This is a genomic window from Pantoea eucalypti (assembly GCF_009646115.1).
In the GTDB taxonomy this organism is placed as follows: Bacteria; Pseudomonadota; Gammaproteobacteria; order Enterobacterales; family Enterobacteriaceae; genus Pantoea; species Pantoea eucalypti.
Genome location: NZ_CP045720.1, coordinates 1,441,555 through 1,457,909 on the forward strand (window position 1 = coordinate 1,441,555; position 16,355 = coordinate 1,457,909).

Here is a 16,355-nt window from a genome sequence, read left to right on the forward strand (position 1 = left end):
CCCCCGATAAAAGCATCACGCGCCGTGCCTGCCGACACACTCATTACGGCTATTGCGCGGCGGCGGTCAGCGGACGCTTTTTGCGCCGCAATTTATCCATCATCAGATAGACCACCGGCGTGGTGTAGAGTGTCAGCAACTGGCTCATCACCAGCCCGCCTGCAATGGTAATTCCCAGCGGTTGACGTAGTTCGGCACCGTCGCCGCTGCTCAGCACCAGTGGCAGCGCGCCAAACAATGCCGCCAGCGTGGTCATCATAATTGGCCGGAAGCGCAGCAGGCACGCCTGGAAAATCGCCTCTCGCGCACTCAGCTGGCCGTTACGCTCGGCCTCCAGCGCAAAATCGACCATCATGATGGCGTTCTTTTTCACGATGCCAATCAGCAGCAGAATACCGATCAGCGCAATCAGGCTAAAGGGCGTATCGAACAGTTCCAGCGCCAGCAACGCCCCGACACCCGCCGAGGGCAGGGTAGAGAGAATCGTCAGCGGATGCACATAGCTTTCGTAGAGGATGCCCAGCACGATATAGACCGCCGCAATGGCTGCCAGCATCAGCCAGAGCTGGCTGCTTTGCGACTGCTGAAACACCTGCGCCGTACCGGCAAAACTGCCGCGCACGCTGGAGGGCACACCAATCGCGGTCATGGTCCGTTCAATTGCTTCCGATGCCTGTGACAGCGACACACCCTCTGGCAGGTTAAAAGAGATCGTCGAGGCGGCTGACAACCCTTCATGGTTCACCGACAGCGGCGCATTCGCCGGCTGCCAGTGGGCGAACCACGACAGCGGGATGGCTTTACCGTCGCTATTTATCACAAACATCTGTGAAAGGGCGCTGATATCCTGGGTGTAGCGCGGATCGACCTCCATCACCACTTTGTACTGATTAAGCGGCTGATAGATAGTGGAAATCTGACGCTGACCAAAAGCGTTATTCAGCAGGGCATTGGCCTGAGAGACATCAATGCCAAGCCGGGCCATGCTTTCACGATCGTAGGTCAGCGCCATTTCGCTGCCTTTATCCTGCTGATCGGAGTTCACGTCCGCCAGCTGCGGCAGCGCGGAGAACGCCTCGCGGATTTTCGGCTCCCACGTCCGCAGTGCGCCGAGATCGTCCGACAGCAATGAATATTGATAAGCAGCATTCGATTCCCGCCCCCCTGCGCGCAGATCCTGCACCGCATTCAGATAGAGATTCGCCCCCGGCTCTTTCGCCAGCTTAGTGCGCAGCCGGGCGATTATTTCAAGGGCACTCTCTTTACGCTCCGACAGTGGCTTCAGCGAGATAAACATCGAGCCGCTGTTGGTCCGCATCCCACCGGTAAAGCCCACCACGCTGTCCACCGCCGGATCGGCCCCGACAATCTCCATAAAATCCTGCAGCTTGCTGCGCATCGCCTGAAAGGAAATGCTCTGGTCGGCAGAGATAAAGCCGGAGAGTCGCCCGGTATCCTGTTCCGGCATAAAGGTTTTCGGGATATGAACGAATAGCCAGCCTGTCAGGGCGATGGTGGCGAAAAACAGCAGCAGCACCCAGCGTGCATGGTTCAGCACCACGTTAAGCGACCGACCGTAGCCTTGCTGAATCGCCATCAGTAGCCGGCCCACCCCGCGCTGACGTGGCTGGCTGCGCGGCGCGTGCGGCTTCAGCAGATAAGCGCACATCACCGGCGTCAGCGTGACCGAGATAAACAGCGAGATAAGAATCGACACCGACAACGTAATGGAAAACTCAGAGAAGAAGCGGCCAATCAGCCCGCCAATCATCAGGAGCGGCAGGAACACCGCAATCAGCGACAGGCTCATCGACAGCACGGTAAAGCCGACTTCCCGCACCCCTTTTAGCGCGGCAGCCAGCGGCTTCATGCCGGCTTCCACGTGACGGGCAATGTTCTCCAGCACCACAATCGCATCGTCCACCACAAAACCGGTAGCAATGGTCAGCGCCATCAGTGACAGATTATTCAGGCTGAAGCCGCACAGGTACATCGCGGCAAACGTGCCGATTAGCGAAACCGGCACGGCAACGGCCGGGATCAGCGTGGCGCGGCCCGAGCGCAGGAAAACAAATACCACCAGAATCACCAGCGCCACGGCGATAATCAGCGACTGCTCTACTTCATGCAGCGAGGCGCGAATAGTGGGCGAGCGATCCTGCGCAATCTCAAGATCGATGGCAGCAGGGATCACTTCATGCAGCAGCGGCATTTCAGCGCGAATCCGATCGACCGTATCAATGACGTTCGCTTCAGGCGTTTTGCGGATCAGCAGCAGAACCGCAGGTTTACCCCGTGACATCCCGGCGTTGCGCACGTCCTGAACCGAGTCCTCTACCGTCGCCACATCCGACAGCCTGACCGCCGCGCCGTTGTTATAATGCACCACCAGCGGCTGATATTCCCGGGCAGTCTGTAGCGCGTCATTGGTTCGCAGTTGCCAGCGCTGCTGACCGTCATCCAGTGCGCCCTGCGGTCGTCGCTGATTGGCATTGGAGATAGCGGTGCGCACCGCATCCAGCGATACGCCCTGGTTAAACAGTGCCTGGGGATTCAGCGCCACGCGCACCGCAGGCAGCGAACTGCCGCCCACGGTGACATCGCCCACGCCTTCAATCTGTGACAGCTTCTGCGCCAGCTGGGTGGAGGCGTAGTCATAAAGCTGACCCGGATTGTAGGTATCTGAGGTCAGCGTCATGATCATGATCGGCGCATCAGAAGGGTTAACTTTCCGGTAGGTGGGACGCGACGGCATGCCGGTGGGCAGCAGGCTTTGCGCGGCGTTAATGGCGGCCTGCACGTCGCGCGCCGCGCCGTTAATGTCGCGATCAAAATCAAACACCAGAATGATGCGGGTGCTGCCCAGCGAACTGGTGGAGGTCATTTCACTGACCCCCGCGATGCGTCCCAGCGAGCGTTCCAGCGGTGTCGCCACCGACGATGCCATGATTTCCGGTGAGGCACCCGGCAGCGAGGCCGAGATGACGATGACTGGAAAATCGACCTGCGGCAGCGGTGCCACCGGCAGCAGACGGAAGCCCAGCATCCCGGCCAGGGCGATGGCCAGTGTCAGCAGGGTCGTGGCGACGGGCCGATGGATGAAGAGGGCAAAAAACTTCACTCTGCGGCCTCCGTACGGCCAAAGCGTCGGCGGGTAGCATGCGCCAGGCGGTCAAACAGCAGGTAGATCACCGGTGTGGTGAACAGCGTCAGTACCTGACTCAGAATCAGGCCACCGACCATGGCGATTCCCAGCGGATGACGCAATTCGGCACCGACGCCGGTGCTGAGCATCAGCGGCAGCGCACCGAGAAGGGCTGCCAGTGTGGTCATCAGAATCGGACGGAAGCGCAACAGACAGGCCTGATAGATGGCATCTACCGGCTTCATGCCCTGTTCACGTTCGGCTGCCAGCGCAAAGTCGATCATCATGATGGCGTTCTTTTTCACGATGCCGATCAGCAGGATGATGCCGATAATTGCCACGATATCCAGCTCATTGCCGCTGAGCATCAGCGCCAGCAGCGCGCCGACACCGGCAGTGGGCAGTGTTGAGAGAATCGTAATCGGGTGAATAAAGCTTTCATAGAGCACGCCCAGCACGATGTACATCGCCACGATGGCTGCCACAATCAGCCAGACGGTGCTGCTGAGCGCCGCCTCAAACGCCAGCGTACTGCCCTGGAACTGGGTCATCAGCTCCGCGGGCATGCCCAGCTGCGCTTCCGCCTGCGACACCGCCTTCACCGCATCTTCCAGCGAATAGCCATCAGCCACGTTGAAGGAGAAGGTCGCCGACGGGAACTGGTCCAGATGGTTAATGCTGAGCGGCGTGTGACGCTGTTCAATACGGGCGATGGCGCTCAGCGGAACGCTGCCGCCATCACTGCTGTTAAGGCGAATTGCCTCCAGGCTCTCCAGCCCCGGTGTGGCGTTATTATCCTGCTCCAGCACCACACGATACTGATTTGCCTGGGTATAGATGGTGGAGATGAGTCGCTGCCCAAACGCGTTGTACAGCGCGTTATCGACATCGGCCATGCTGATACCGAGGCGGCTGGCGCTGTCGCGGTCAACGTTGACATAAGCTTCCAGCCCCTGATCCTGCCAGTCACTGCTGACGTCACGCAGCTGTGGCAGGGTACTGAGCCGGGTCAGCAGGGCCGGCACCCAGGTGCTGAGCGACGACAGGGAGCCGGACTGCAGCGTGAACTGGTACGGCGTGCGGCTCGCCTGGGTATCGATGGTGAGATCCTGCACCGCCTGCAGCCAGAGCTGCACGCCCGGCAGCTGACTGACCTGTTGTTGCAGGCGTTGCTGAATAGCCGGAATGCGGTCGTCGCGTTGATCCAGAGGTTTAAGGTTAATCTGCAGTCGCGCGCTGTTCAGTGAGGCATTGGTGCCATCGACGCCGACGAACGAGGTCATGCTCTCAACCGCCGGATCTTTCATGATGATGGAGGCAACGTCGCGGGTGCGCTCTGCCATGCTGGCGTAGGAGACCGACTGCGGTGCCTGCAGCGTACCCTGAATAATGCTGTTGTCCTGCTGCGGGAAAAAGCCTTTCGGGATCACCATCCACAGCAGCAGCGTCAGCACAAGGGTGCCAAGCGCGACCGACAATGTCAGCCAGGGGTGATTCAGCACCCGTTTCAGGCCACGGCCATAGGCGGCCACGATACGATCAAAAATCGCCTCGCTGGCCCGTGAAAAGCGGTTCTGTTTACGCAGCGACTCTGCGCTCAGCATCCGGGCGCACATCATCGGCGTCAGGGTGAGTGACACTACTGCGGAAATCAGAATCGCTACGGCCAGCGTCACGGCAAATTCGCGGAACAGACGGCCAATTACGTCGCCCATAAACAGCAGTGGAATCAGTACCGCAATCAGCGAAAAGGTCAGGGAGATAATGGTAAAGCCGATCTCACCGGCACCTTTCAGCGCGGCGGTAAGCGGCTTTTCCCCTTTTTCGATATAGCGCGAGATGTTCTCAATCACCACAATGGCATCATCGACCACAAAACCCGTGGCAATGGTCAGCGCCATCAGCGTCAGGTTATTAATGGAAAAACCGAGAAAGTACATCGCCGCAAAGGTGCCGATCAGCGACAGCGGCACCGCCACCGCCGGGATCAGCGTGGCGGGCACGTTACGCAGGAACAGATAGATAATCATCACCACCAGCGCCATCGCCAGTATCAGCTCAAACTGCGTGTCGTTCACCGACGCGCGAATATTGGTGGTGCGGTCGGTGAGCAGTTTCACCTCTACCGATTTGGGCAGCGTTTCGGTCAGGGCGGGCAACATGGCACGGATATTATCTGCAGTGGCGATAATATTAGCGCCAGGCTGACGCTGGACATTAAGCACAATCGCCGCATCGCGATTGGCCCAGGCGCCAAGCCAGCTGTTTTCTGCTCCCTGTTCAATGGTCGCCACGTCACCAAGACGCACCGGCGCGCCATTTTTGTAGCTGATAATCAGCTGGCGATAATCTTCCGCGGATTTCATCTGGTCATTGGCTGACAGGGTAATAGAACGCGTCGGACCATCCAGGCTGCCTTTGGCGGAGTTAACGTTGGCATTGCTGATGGCGGTTCGCACCGTTTCACTGGTCAGACCCAGCGCCGCCAGCGCCTGCGCATTCATTTTTACCCGCACTGCCGGGCGCTGACCGCCTGACAGTGTGACCAGGCCGACACCGCTGACCTGCGAAATTTTCTGCGCGACCCGCGTTTCCACCATGTCCTGCACCTGCGTCAGCGGCATGCTGCGCGTCGTGACGGCCAGCGTCATGATGGGCGGATCGGCAGGGTTTACTTTGCTGTAGACCGGTGGATTGGGCAGGTCGTTGGGCAACAGATTAGTGGCGGAGTTAATGGCCGCCTGCACCTCCTGCTCGGCCACATCCAGCGGCAGCGTCAGCTGAAACTGCAGTGTTACCACCGAGGCACCGCCGGAGCTTTGCGATGCCATCTGTTTCAGCCCCGACATCTGACCAAACTGACGCTCTAGTGGGGCGGTAATGGAGGAGGTGACCACATCCGGGCTGGCACCAGGATAAAGCGTAACCACCTGGATAGTCGGATAATCGACTTCCGGCAGTGCCGAGACCGGCAGGAACCGGTAGCCCAGCACTCCGGCCAGCAAAATCGCAATCATCAACAGCGTGGTGGCGACCGGACGCAGAATAAACTGGCGTGACGGCCCGTCACTGTGATCGGGAGGCATGACCTGCATTACTCACGCTCTCCTTTTGACGGCAGGGCGGCGCGGGTGGCGCGCGGTGCGTTGCTCTGCGGCGCGACCACCTCGACTTTCGCGCCTTCGGTCAGACGATCCAGACCATCGGTCACGACCCGTTCACCGGCTTCCAGACCGGCGCTGACCACCACTTTCTGGCTATCCTGCAGGCCGGCAATCACGCTTTTCTTGCTCACCTTGTTGTCACTGTTGACCACCCAGACAAAGTGGCCTTCGTTGCCCATCTGTAATGCGGCAGGCGGAATCACAACGGCATTCTGCAAGGTGTTGACCTTGAGCCGAACATTGACGAACTGATTAGGGAAGAGGGCGTCGTCCTGATTATCAAACCGCGCTTTGATTTTTATGGTGCCGGTCGTCACATCAATCTGGTTATCGAGGCTCAGCAGTTTGCCGCTGGCGATTAAATTCTCATTACTGCGATCCCAGGCCTCCACCAGCAGCGGCTGGCCGCTTTTCTGTGCCTTGAGAATGGAACTGATGCTGTTCTCCGCCAGGGTAAAGACCACATCAATCGGGTGCGTCTGGGTGATCACGACGATACCGGTGGTGTCGCCACTGGTGACGTAGTTGCCGACATCCACCTGTTTCAGGCCGACACGGCCGGCAATCGGTGCAGTGATTTTGCTGTAGGTCAGATTGAGCTGCGCACTGGCGACGCTTCCCTCATCCGCTTTCAGGATGCCCAGCGTTTCATTCACCAGTGAGCGCTGGGTATCCAGCTCCTGCTGCGATACCAGCGACGTTTTTGCCAGCTTCTCGAAGCGCGCCAGGTCGCGACGGGCATTGGCCAGCGTCGCCTGATCTTTCGCCAGCTGGCCCTGAGCCTGGGTTAACGCCACCTGGTAAGGACGTGGGTCGACTTCTGCCAGCAGATCGCCCGCGTTGACCTGCTGGCCTTCGGTAAAGTGGATCGCCAGCAGATCGCCATTGACCCGGCTGCGCACCGTGGCCGTGTTAGCCGCCGTGACGGTACCCAATCCGCTAAGGTATTGCGGCACGCTCTGGCTGGTAGCCGTCGCTGCCTGAACAGGGGCGAGTGGCCGACGAGCGCCGTCACCGCTGCCCTTGCCACCTCGAGGCCCGGGCGAGTCCGTCTGGCTGCTGCTCTGTGGCTGGGCAGTGCGCTGCCAGGCATAGTAGCCGCCAGCGGCCACAGCAATCAGGGCCAGTGCGATCAGTGTTTTCTTCATAACAGGGTGTCGGGTGCTCATGATTGTTGATGCTCTCCAGCAGTGACGTAGTCCCAGGCGCAGGCATCAAATGGGTAGCCTGCAAACGACAGAGTGTAGTCGCCTCTGACAGGCAAAATTTGAAGGAAATAAGGATATCTGTCAGGGCCGGGTAATTATGCCTGTTATTACATTAATCGCAGCACAATCGTCATAAAGGCGTGAAAACACTTTGCTATGCTGAGAAACAGGCAGTTTGTCAGGCAAATTAAGGAGCAGATAATGAGTCAGAATCAAACCCGGCAGTTGGGTGACAGTGGGATTACGGTGCCGTTACTGACGTTTGGCGGCAATGTGTTTGGCTGGACGGTGGATCAATCCACCTCGTTTTCTCTGCTGGATGGGCTGGTTGAACGAGGGCTGTGGTTCATCGATACCGCCGATGTCTACTCCCGCTGGGCGCCAGGCAATAAAGGCGGTGAATCCGAAACCATTATTGGAGAGTGGCTGAAAAAAAGCGGAAAACGTGACCAGATTGTGCTGGCAACCAAAGTTGGCATGGAAATGTCGCCTGAGAAGACCGGGCTGAAGCCGCAATATATCCGTCAGGCAGTCGAAGATTCACTTCGCCGCTTACAGACTGACTATATCGATCTCTATCAGGCACACCGCGACGATCAGGATACGCCGCTGACGGAAACGCTGAGCACCTTTGACAGCCTGATCCGTGAAGGTAAAGTGCGCGCCATTGGTGCCTCCAATTACAGCGCAGCGCGTCTGCAGGAGGCGTTGAAGGTGAGTGAATCGCAGGGGCTGGCGCGTTATGAAACGCTGCAACCGCAATATAACCTGTTTGACCGCCAGCCTTATGAGTCGGAACTGGAGCCCGTTGTCATGGCGCAGGGTTTAGGCGTGATCAACTACTACTCGCTGGCCAGCGGTTTTCTCAGTGGCAAATATCGTGATGCAGCAGATGCCGGTAAAAGCGCACGCGGGCAGGGCGTGGTGGAGAAATACCTTAACCCGCGCGGTCTGCGGATCCTGGATGCGCTGGATGCCATCAGTGAAGCCCATCAGGCGACGCCAGCTCAGGTGGCACTGGCATGGCTGATTGCCCGTCCTGGCATCACCGCCCCGATCGTCAGTGCGACGTCGATTAAACAACTCGACGATCTGGCTGGTGCGATGCAACTGACGCTGACCCCCGCGCAGATCGCGCAACTGAACCAGGCGAGCCGTTAACTTCAGGGGCGCCAGCGCCCCTTTTTTACGGTATGCCTGTGCAGGAAGTAAGCCCGCCCAAAGAATAATCAATCAGAGATCCCGATCACACTTGCATTAATAAACGGATGTTACGGGAAATTATGCGCACGTATTTATAAAAAACAGCGTTTACCCAGCACTATCCTCTGCGCGTCACTTCCCGTAACTCACATAAGAATAAACAAGATGAAAAACAGAAAAGCACCCACCTTTTCCGCTGCCAGTATGGCAACGGGCACCCTGATCCTGGCCATTTTTTCTTCACAAGCCATGGCTGCTGACGCGCTGAGTCCGGACTCCGAATGGATGTTTGGTGACTGGGGCGGCTACCGAACGCAATTGCAGGATGACGGCATCAAGTTTGACGTCAACTACACCATGGAGAGCGCCGCAAATTTAGGGGGTGGCGCAAATACCAACACCACCATGCGCTACAGCGACCAGTGGACGTTCGGCACCAATTTCGACCTGCAAAAGCTGCTGGACTGGCAGGATGCCGAATTTCAGATGACCGTGACGAATCGTAACGGACAGAATGTTTCTGAGCAGGTCGCGGATCAACGCACCGGGATGCTCTCCTCCGTGCAGGAGGTGTATGGTCGCGGCCAGACCTGGCGTCTGACACAGTTCTGGTTACGCAAAGGATTGTTTAACGATGTGGTCGATCTGAAAGCCGGACGCGTGACGGTGGGTGAAGACTTCGATAATTTCGATGGCAACCTGTTCCAGAACCTGGCACTGGGCAGCGGACAGGCAGGTAACTGGCGCGGCGACCGCTGGTTCAACTGGCCGGTATCGCAGTGGGGCGGTCGGATTAAGTTCAATATCACCCCGGAGGTCTTCTTCCAGGTTGGTTTCTACAATCAGAACCGAGCTAACTATGATCGTGGAGATGGCTTCCGTCTGGATACCAGCAATTCCGAGGGCAATCTGGTGCCGGTGGAACTGGGCTGGAAACCGACGTTCGGGCCGGAGAAATTACCGGGTAACTACCGCATCGGTTATTACTATTCGTCGGTGGATGGCGATGTTTATGGCAGCTGGCGCAATGGCGGCTATCAGGATCAGGCGCATGCCTATGGCGGCTATCTGCTGTTACAGCAACAGCTGACCGCGCAGGATGGCGATGTGAATCGTGGTCTGGGCGTGCGGGTTCAGGCGGTGATGAACGATCACAAGACCTCGAAGACGGATAACTACCAGTCTATCGCGTTTACCTGGACAGGACCGTTTGATGCCCGTCCTCAGGATGAGATCGGCGTGGGCGCGTCGCGTATTCATGTGAACAGCGACTACACCCGCGCTCTGCGTCAGCAGAATCAGGCGAATGGCGAGAGCCGCTTTGACAGCCCGACCTATCTGCCGCTTCAGGAAGGTTCAGAGTACAACTATGAGGTTTATTACAACGCCAAAGTGACGAACTGGATGTCACTGCGACCAAACCTGCAGTATGTGGTGGCGCCAGGCGCGGTAAGCGAAGTGAAAGATGCGTTTATCGGCGGTATCAGCGCCAATATCGCCTTCTGATTTACAGCCCAAAAGGGCTCAGATGTATCAGGCAGACTGCTCCCAAACGTAAAGCGGTGGGAGCGTGCTCATCGTTGTCTGCAAACAAAAACGATAAGCAGTTGCCGTTTGAGATTGATGACGAAGTTTGGCTCGGTTAGCTGTGAGATCGAGCCAGTGCAGTAAACACGGTCAGATCGGAAAGTCGCTTACACCAATCCCTGGCACGCTCGGCCCGCGCCGTCCATGGCGCGGGACGCTTTCCTCCTCTGACCGTGTTCCCTGCTTGTTGAGTTATTCCGTCGCTGCCAGTTACACCCTGATTTGAATTTGTCAGCAGTCTGAAAGGGCACTTAAAGGTGCTTTTTTTTACATAGCAGGGCTGCCAAAGATCAACGGAACATCACTTCTGCCCAGCGGGCCAGCCCGGCGGTGACGGAGGCGAAATCATCGCCGCCCGCAATCGGCGTATCCGGCAGCGTCTGCTGCAGTGCCGCGCGCAGTAACGGTGAACGCGCACTGCCGCCGGTCAGGTAGATGACATCCGGTTTAATCTGGCTGGTGGCTAAGGCCAGCTGCACCTGCTCCAGAATTTTCTCCAGCGGCTGACTGATGGCGTCCTGCAACTGCTCCACACCAATTTCTGTCTCTAATGCCGCGGCAATAAAGTCGAGCGAGGCGGTATGTGCCGGATTAGCTGACAGCGCAATCTTGCTCTCTTCCGCCGCACGCACCAGGCGATAACTGAGTTTTTGCTGCCACACTTTCAGCAGGCGAGCCACCACATCACCCTGTTCAGCATCCCGCACTAAATCCCGCAGCCACTTTCCGCAGGCCGGGCTGTAGAAGTCGCTCTGTGCCGGCACATCATTTATCGCGATGGCGTTCCACCACGGCAGGGCTGGCAAGGCGGTGCCTTTCTGGGTATTACCACCCAGGCCAAGTAGCGGCATCAGGGTCTTAAACGTCAGCATGATATCCAGGTCGTTACCGCCAACGCGGCAACCGCTATGGCCCAACAGGCTTTCGCGGCGGTCGGCCTTATCACGCCACTTTGGCCCCATCAGCAACATCGAGCAGTCGGTGGTTCCGCCGCCGATATCCACAACCAGCACGGTTGTTTCCTGTTTGAGTGTGGCTTCGAAATCGAGTCCGGCTGCCACCGGTTCAAACTGAAATTCCACGTCGCGGAAACCGGCACGGTGTGCTGCGCGAAGCAGAATGCCTTCAGCCTGCTGGTTAGACTCTTCACTGCCTAAGCCCTGGAAGTTGACCGGTCGCCCGATCACAGCCTGATCGATAGCGTGATCAAGCTGGCTTTCGCCCTTTTGGCGGATGTGCAGCATCATGGCGCAGACCAGATCTTCAAACAGAGCAATCTGCTGCGGCTTCAGGCCAGTGGCACCGAGAAAGGATTTGGGGGATTTAACGAACCAGACATCTTCGGGATCGACCATATAGTGCTGCAGCGCGGTAAGGCCAAACTGCACACTGTTGGGCTGAACCTCAATATCTTCTTCGCGGTTATAACGCAGGGCGCGCTGCAACAACGCGGTGGTTTCGCTATCAGGTGTTGCCACCTGATGATGGCGATAGAGCCATTCGCTGATCGACTCGCGGGTAGGCGCACAGATCATCGACGGCAGCAGGCGCTGATCATTTTCCAGCGTTAACAGACGTGGCGTGCCATTTTCGCTGACTGCAATTGAGCAGTTAGCCGTACCGTAATCGAATCCTATGAACATTTTCGCCCCCATGCCGGAAAAAAGGGGGCGACTTTAGCGCAGCTTCATCAGTGTAGCAAGCAGGTCGCGCTGGAATTAACGGATAGCGAAGATTCGATCTTCGGCCAGTGCGCGTAATGGCTGCCGCTCGGCCACGGCACTGCCCCAGACGCCATCCACATCAAGGGTAGCCAGCGTGCTGAGCACAGCAGGGACCGAAACCGGACCGGCCAGCACCGCGATGTTACGCTGCGTTGCCTGGCCCTGAATAATGGTCAGCAGCATCTCATCCATCAGATTATTGTGAACGTTAGCAACCAGTTCAGGTGCCAGTACCAGGTAATCAACTACCTCGTTACTCAGCAGAGTAAACGCGTCCAGATTTCGGCCAAAATGTTGCAATACGATACGGCAGCCACACTGCCGCAGTTGCAGCAGTGCGGAATAGAGCTGATCGCCTTTGCTCAACACGCTGGCCGCAGGGAAAGCGAAACCACAGTGGCTTTCAGAGAGACCGGCCGCGACAAAGCGCTGACAGAGTTGCTCCACAAAGGCGGCATCACTGAGTATCCCGGCATCAAGCGGCAAAATCACCGGAATGCCTTTCTGATTGAGCTTTTCCACGTCGTGGCGGAAAAAAACCGCAAGAATATTGTTATCGAGACGACGTCGCAGCGTCTCATCGTGCAGGTTATTGCGCAGCAACGTCTCATCCAGCAGTAATCCATCTGCGGTTAACAGCTGTACATCAAGCAGCCAGATAAAGGCGGCCTGCGGGGTTTTGGGTGGCGCAACAGGCCAGGCGGGCAGTTCAATCTGCAGCGCATCAATCATCGCGGCATCCATTCCCTGATGGTTACCCGGCAGCGGTAAGCTATGCTGCTCATAAATCATCAGTCGTCCACGCCCACTGCGTTTGGCGTTGTAACAGGCGATATCCGCCTGAGAAAGGACGTCGCTGCTCTGACAGTTTTCTGCTGAAATTTGTGTCACTCCCGCACTGGCGCCCACATGATAGAGGCGACCCAGCCACTGGAAGCGGTAATCGTTGACCGCAGCGACGATGCGCTGCACCACGTCATGTGCCTGACCCACATCGCAATCAGGCATCAGAAGCGCAAACTCATCGCCGCCCAGTCGGGCCAGGAAGTCGCTGCTGCGCAGATGGTGCTGCATCAGATCGGAGAGCTCGCGCAGCAATGCATCGCCTGCGGCATGCCCTGCGGTGTCATTGACCGCTTTAAACTTATCCAGGTCGATAAACACCAGCACATGCTGATGCTGATGTTCAGCGGCATCAAACAGCAGACGTTTAAGCTGAAGCTCAAAGCTGGCGCGGTTAGGCAGGCGGGTCAGGGTGTCGTGGAGGGCGCTGTAACTCAGGCGCTTCATCAGTTTACGTGATTCACTCACATCCTGAATAACCATGACGGCACCCTGTTCCACGCCCGCTTCTGAACGCAGTGGCGTGATGCTGTAATGAATATCGATGTGGCCGCCATCCGGGGTGTGGAGCACCAGATCTTCAGCCAGACTGGGGGTGATTTTTTCCGGTGGCAACTGGCACAACAGCAGATTCTCCACTTTCGGGCCGTTACGTCCCTGAGTTATGTGCAGCAGCTCACTGAGCGGCTGCCCGGCAGCCTGCTCCTGTGACAAGCCACTCATCTTCTCCGCCACCGGATTCATAAAGGCGACACGCATCTCTTTGTCCGTGCTGATAACCGCTTCACCGATTGAGTCCAGGGTTATCGCCATGCGCTCTTTCTCCTGAAACAGCGCTTCGTTCAGATTACGAAGCGGGGTGATGTCCTGGCAGATCCCCAGCATGCGCTCAATGCGGCCCTCTTTACTCAGTAAACGGTTTGCCTGGGTGCGCACCCAGCGCTGGCCCTCGGCATTAACCACGCGATACTCCATGTGAAAAGCACTGCGCAGCTCAATCGCCTGTTGCACCGTCAGCGCAGCATACTCCCGATCTGCGGTATGCAGCAGATGGATCCAGAGGTCATAGCTGGGCGACTCATGAGAGGCGAGACCAAACAGGGCATACATGCGCTTGTCCCATAACATTTCACCGGTCAGCAGGTTCCACTCCCACACGCCAATGCCACCGGCTTCGTTGGCCAGCGTGATGCGCTCCATCAGCCGGCGATTCACCTGCTCACTCTGCTTCAACTCAGAGATATCAATAATTTGCGCGATAAAATAGAGCGGTTCCTGGCTGCCATCGCGCACCAGCGATACCGTGAGGCGTGCCCAGACAATCTCACCATCTTTACGAAAATAGCGCTTCTCAAACGTGTACGTATCAATCTCACCTTCCAGCAATCGGCTGGCATGTTGCAGATCAAGGCTCAGATCATCGGGATGCGTAATTTGCTGGAATGTCAGGCGTTTGAGCTCTTCGGCCGGATAGCCAAGGATATCGCACAGCGAGCGGTTAACCTGCAGCCATTTACCCTGAGGCGCCACCAGCGCCATACCGATTGCAGAGTATTCCATGGCGTGACGGAAGCGGGTTTCGCTGTCGGTGATGTGGAGTTTTTCACGCCGGAACGCATCCATCACCAGCGACATAATGTGGCTAGGGATCAACACCAGAAGGAAAGGTAACCAGCTGGAGACCGGGCCCAGCGCGCTGTTGTTGTTTACTACGCTGACCGCATCCAAAGCCAGCAGCATCGAGATAAAACTGGCGTTGATGAAGAACAGCACAAACGCCTGCAGCTTGGGCAGGCGCACCGCGCACCAGAACAGGATTACGACAATAAAGGTAAAGGGCCAGGGCAGAAAACGCAGCGACAGATAACTGGCACCCAGGGTCAGGAGCAGCGTCATCAACGTTTCTGGCAACTGCCTGCCCAGCTCGCTGAACTGGGCCCGTCGCAGCGGCCAGGGCAGCAGCAGCAGCATCGGGCCTAACACCAGCATGCCGATGATTTCTGAGATCACCCATGTATAAAAGAAGGGAAACGAAGCGTGGCCGCTGACCTGCAGCGTCCAGAGCGCCAGCAGGCCGCCCAGAACCGGTGTCACGATACCCACCGATAACACCATCCGGGCCCAGTCATGCAGAGAGTTCAGTGGCGCGCGCCGATCCAGCAGCGCGCGCAGCAGCATGCCACCCACACTGGCCTGAATAAGGTTTAACAGCGCGAATTTAATGTTTGAAAAGGCAGGTCCGATGATGATGGCGTTGGCTGCGGCGGTGCCCAGCACACAGGCAGTCAGCAGCAGGGGTAGCTGACGTGACGGACAGCGGAAAACCACCACAGTCATTAATGTCGTCGGGAACCAGAGCGGGGAGATTTTCCCGCTGACCACGATCAGTTCAAGACAGAACAGTGTCAGGACAAACACTATACAGCCAAGGAACAGCGCCGAAAGCCAGCAGTTTGGCGTGCTATTTTGCGGGGACAGGATCTCTATCGTCATGCGGACTTCCGTCAGGGTGCAACGCTCCGCTACGGCGAATCAGGCACCAGTCATTCTCTGACTGCATGCTAGCACATTCGGCAAAGAAAAAAGGGGTGAAATCAATATTGCCCGTTATTCGGTGAATTGACGGGCACAGAGAAATTGATGACCAGCGTATTGATTACTGGCGGAAAAGATCGGCGCGGGTATAGGGCTTCTCCAGCCCCGCGAGGCTGGCAGAGAAGCGTTCCAGAAACTGTTGCGTCGTCGCGACACGGCCATGACCCATTAATAGAAACGGCACTAACAGTGCAGCACCGATCTGTGGCCAGCTAAAGCCTTTGAGCGCGGTGCGGCGCTGAGAGATCAGAAACGCGGTACTCAACGTGAAGCCCAGCAGCAAACCGGTGGCAACCTCACTTTTCGAGTGAGCGTGGATGACCAGACGCGAGAACCCAACCATCAGAGGAATCAGGTAACCCACGCCAATCGCGGCAATGCGCCATTTTGCTGACCAGCGTCCGGAAATCAGCCACAGCATCACTGGCCACAGGGTAGCGGACATCGCGCTGTGACCGCTGAAGCCGGTAAAATTAAAACGGGCACTGCCGATGCCAAACCCGAGAAACAGAATCTTTGAGATGCTGACTGTCAGGCCAGCCAGGCCAAAGGCCACAATCCAGTAAAAGACCGTAAGGCGGTTATCACTTTTCCACGGCAAAATCAGCGCAATAATTACCGCTGTCGGAATCAACAGCATGCTGTCGCCAAAATAGGTCAAAGTCTTCCAGTGCATACCACTCCTGATGCATCATTCGGTCATCATGTCAGCGACACGCGTTCAGACAACCGCGCGCCGCACAGGCCATTTTTTTATAATATGGTGTGCTGCTAGTTTATCGGTGAAATGAGTGGCGTCCAAAGGAGAAAGTCTGAAAAGACGCCGGTGCCATTTTTCTGGCATCAAAAGGCCGAAATCCCTATACTTAGCGCGAACACACCCTCT

General features: G+C 57.2%; 8 protein-coding genes. 2 read left to right on the forward strand and 6 right to left on the reverse strand.

Translation table 11 applies throughout. From position 1 onward, the window contains the following. Nucleotides 1–49: 49 nt before the first annotated feature. Genes mdtC through EE896_RS06695 form a run of 3 tightly spaced genes read right to left on the reverse strand, consistent with a single transcriptional unit; the run spans nucleotide 50 to nucleotide 7,478 of the window. Entirely contained in the window at nucleotides 50–3,121 is a 3,072-nt protein-coding gene (gene mdtC, locus EE896_RS06685) for a multidrug efflux RND transporter permease subunit MdtC (protein WP_004571271.1), read from the reverse strand. After that, complete coding sequence (locus EE896_RS06690) at nucleotides 3,118–6,240, reverse strand: MdtB/MuxB family multidrug efflux RND transporter permease subunit (protein ID WP_140916244.1); 3,123 nt, start codon at nucleotides 6,238–6,240, stop codon at nucleotides 3,118–3,120. Before EE896_RS06690 ends, mdtC begins: the two co-directional genes overlap by 4 nt. Beyond that, on the reverse strand, nucleotides 6,240–7,478 hold the full coding sequence (locus EE896_RS06695; protein WP_140916243.1) for an MdtA/MuxA family multidrug efflux RND transporter periplasmic adaptor subunit: 1,239 nt from the start codon (nucleotides 7,476–7,478) through the stop codon (nucleotides 6,240–6,242). The genes EE896_RS06690 and EE896_RS06695 overlap by 1 nt, the downstream gene beginning before the upstream one ends. Nucleotides 7,479–7,718: 240 nt before the next feature. Here EE896_RS06695 and EE896_RS06700 point away from each other — a divergent pair, with 240 nt between their 5' ends. Further along, nucleotides 7,719–8,678, forward strand: a complete 960-nt coding sequence (locus EE896_RS06700; protein WP_039659791.1) for an aldo/keto reductase — start codon at nucleotides 7,719–7,721, stop codon at nucleotides 8,676–8,678. A 207-nt stretch (nucleotides 8,679–8,885) separates the two neighbouring features. After that, entirely contained in the window at nucleotides 8,886–10,226 is a 1,341-nt protein-coding gene (locus EE896_RS06705; RefSeq protein ID WP_008926094.1) for a carbohydrate porin, read from the forward strand. Between the two features lie 371 nt (nucleotides 10,227–10,597). Here EE896_RS06705 and yegD read toward each other — a convergent pair whose 3' ends face one another. The 3 genes from yegD to EE896_RS06720 form a co-directional block, all read right to left on the reverse strand. Continuing rightward, entirely contained in the window at nucleotides 10,598–11,950 is a 1,353-nt protein-coding gene (yegD, locus tag EE896_RS06710) for a molecular chaperone (protein WP_008926093.1), read from the reverse strand. A 75-nt stretch (nucleotides 11,951–12,025) separates the two neighbouring features. Continuing rightward, nucleotides 12,026–15,367: a diguanylate cyclase gene (locus tag EE896_RS06715; RefSeq protein ID WP_140916242.1), complete on the reverse strand. Its 3,342-nt coding sequence runs from the start codon at nucleotides 15,365–15,367 to the stop codon at nucleotides 12,026–12,028. A 163-nt stretch (nucleotides 15,368–15,530) separates the two neighbouring features. After that, entirely contained in the window at nucleotides 15,531–16,145 is a 615-nt protein-coding gene (locus EE896_RS06720; protein WP_004571278.1) for a phosphatase PAP2 family protein, read from the reverse strand. Nucleotides 16,146–16,355 lie beyond the last annotated feature (210 nt).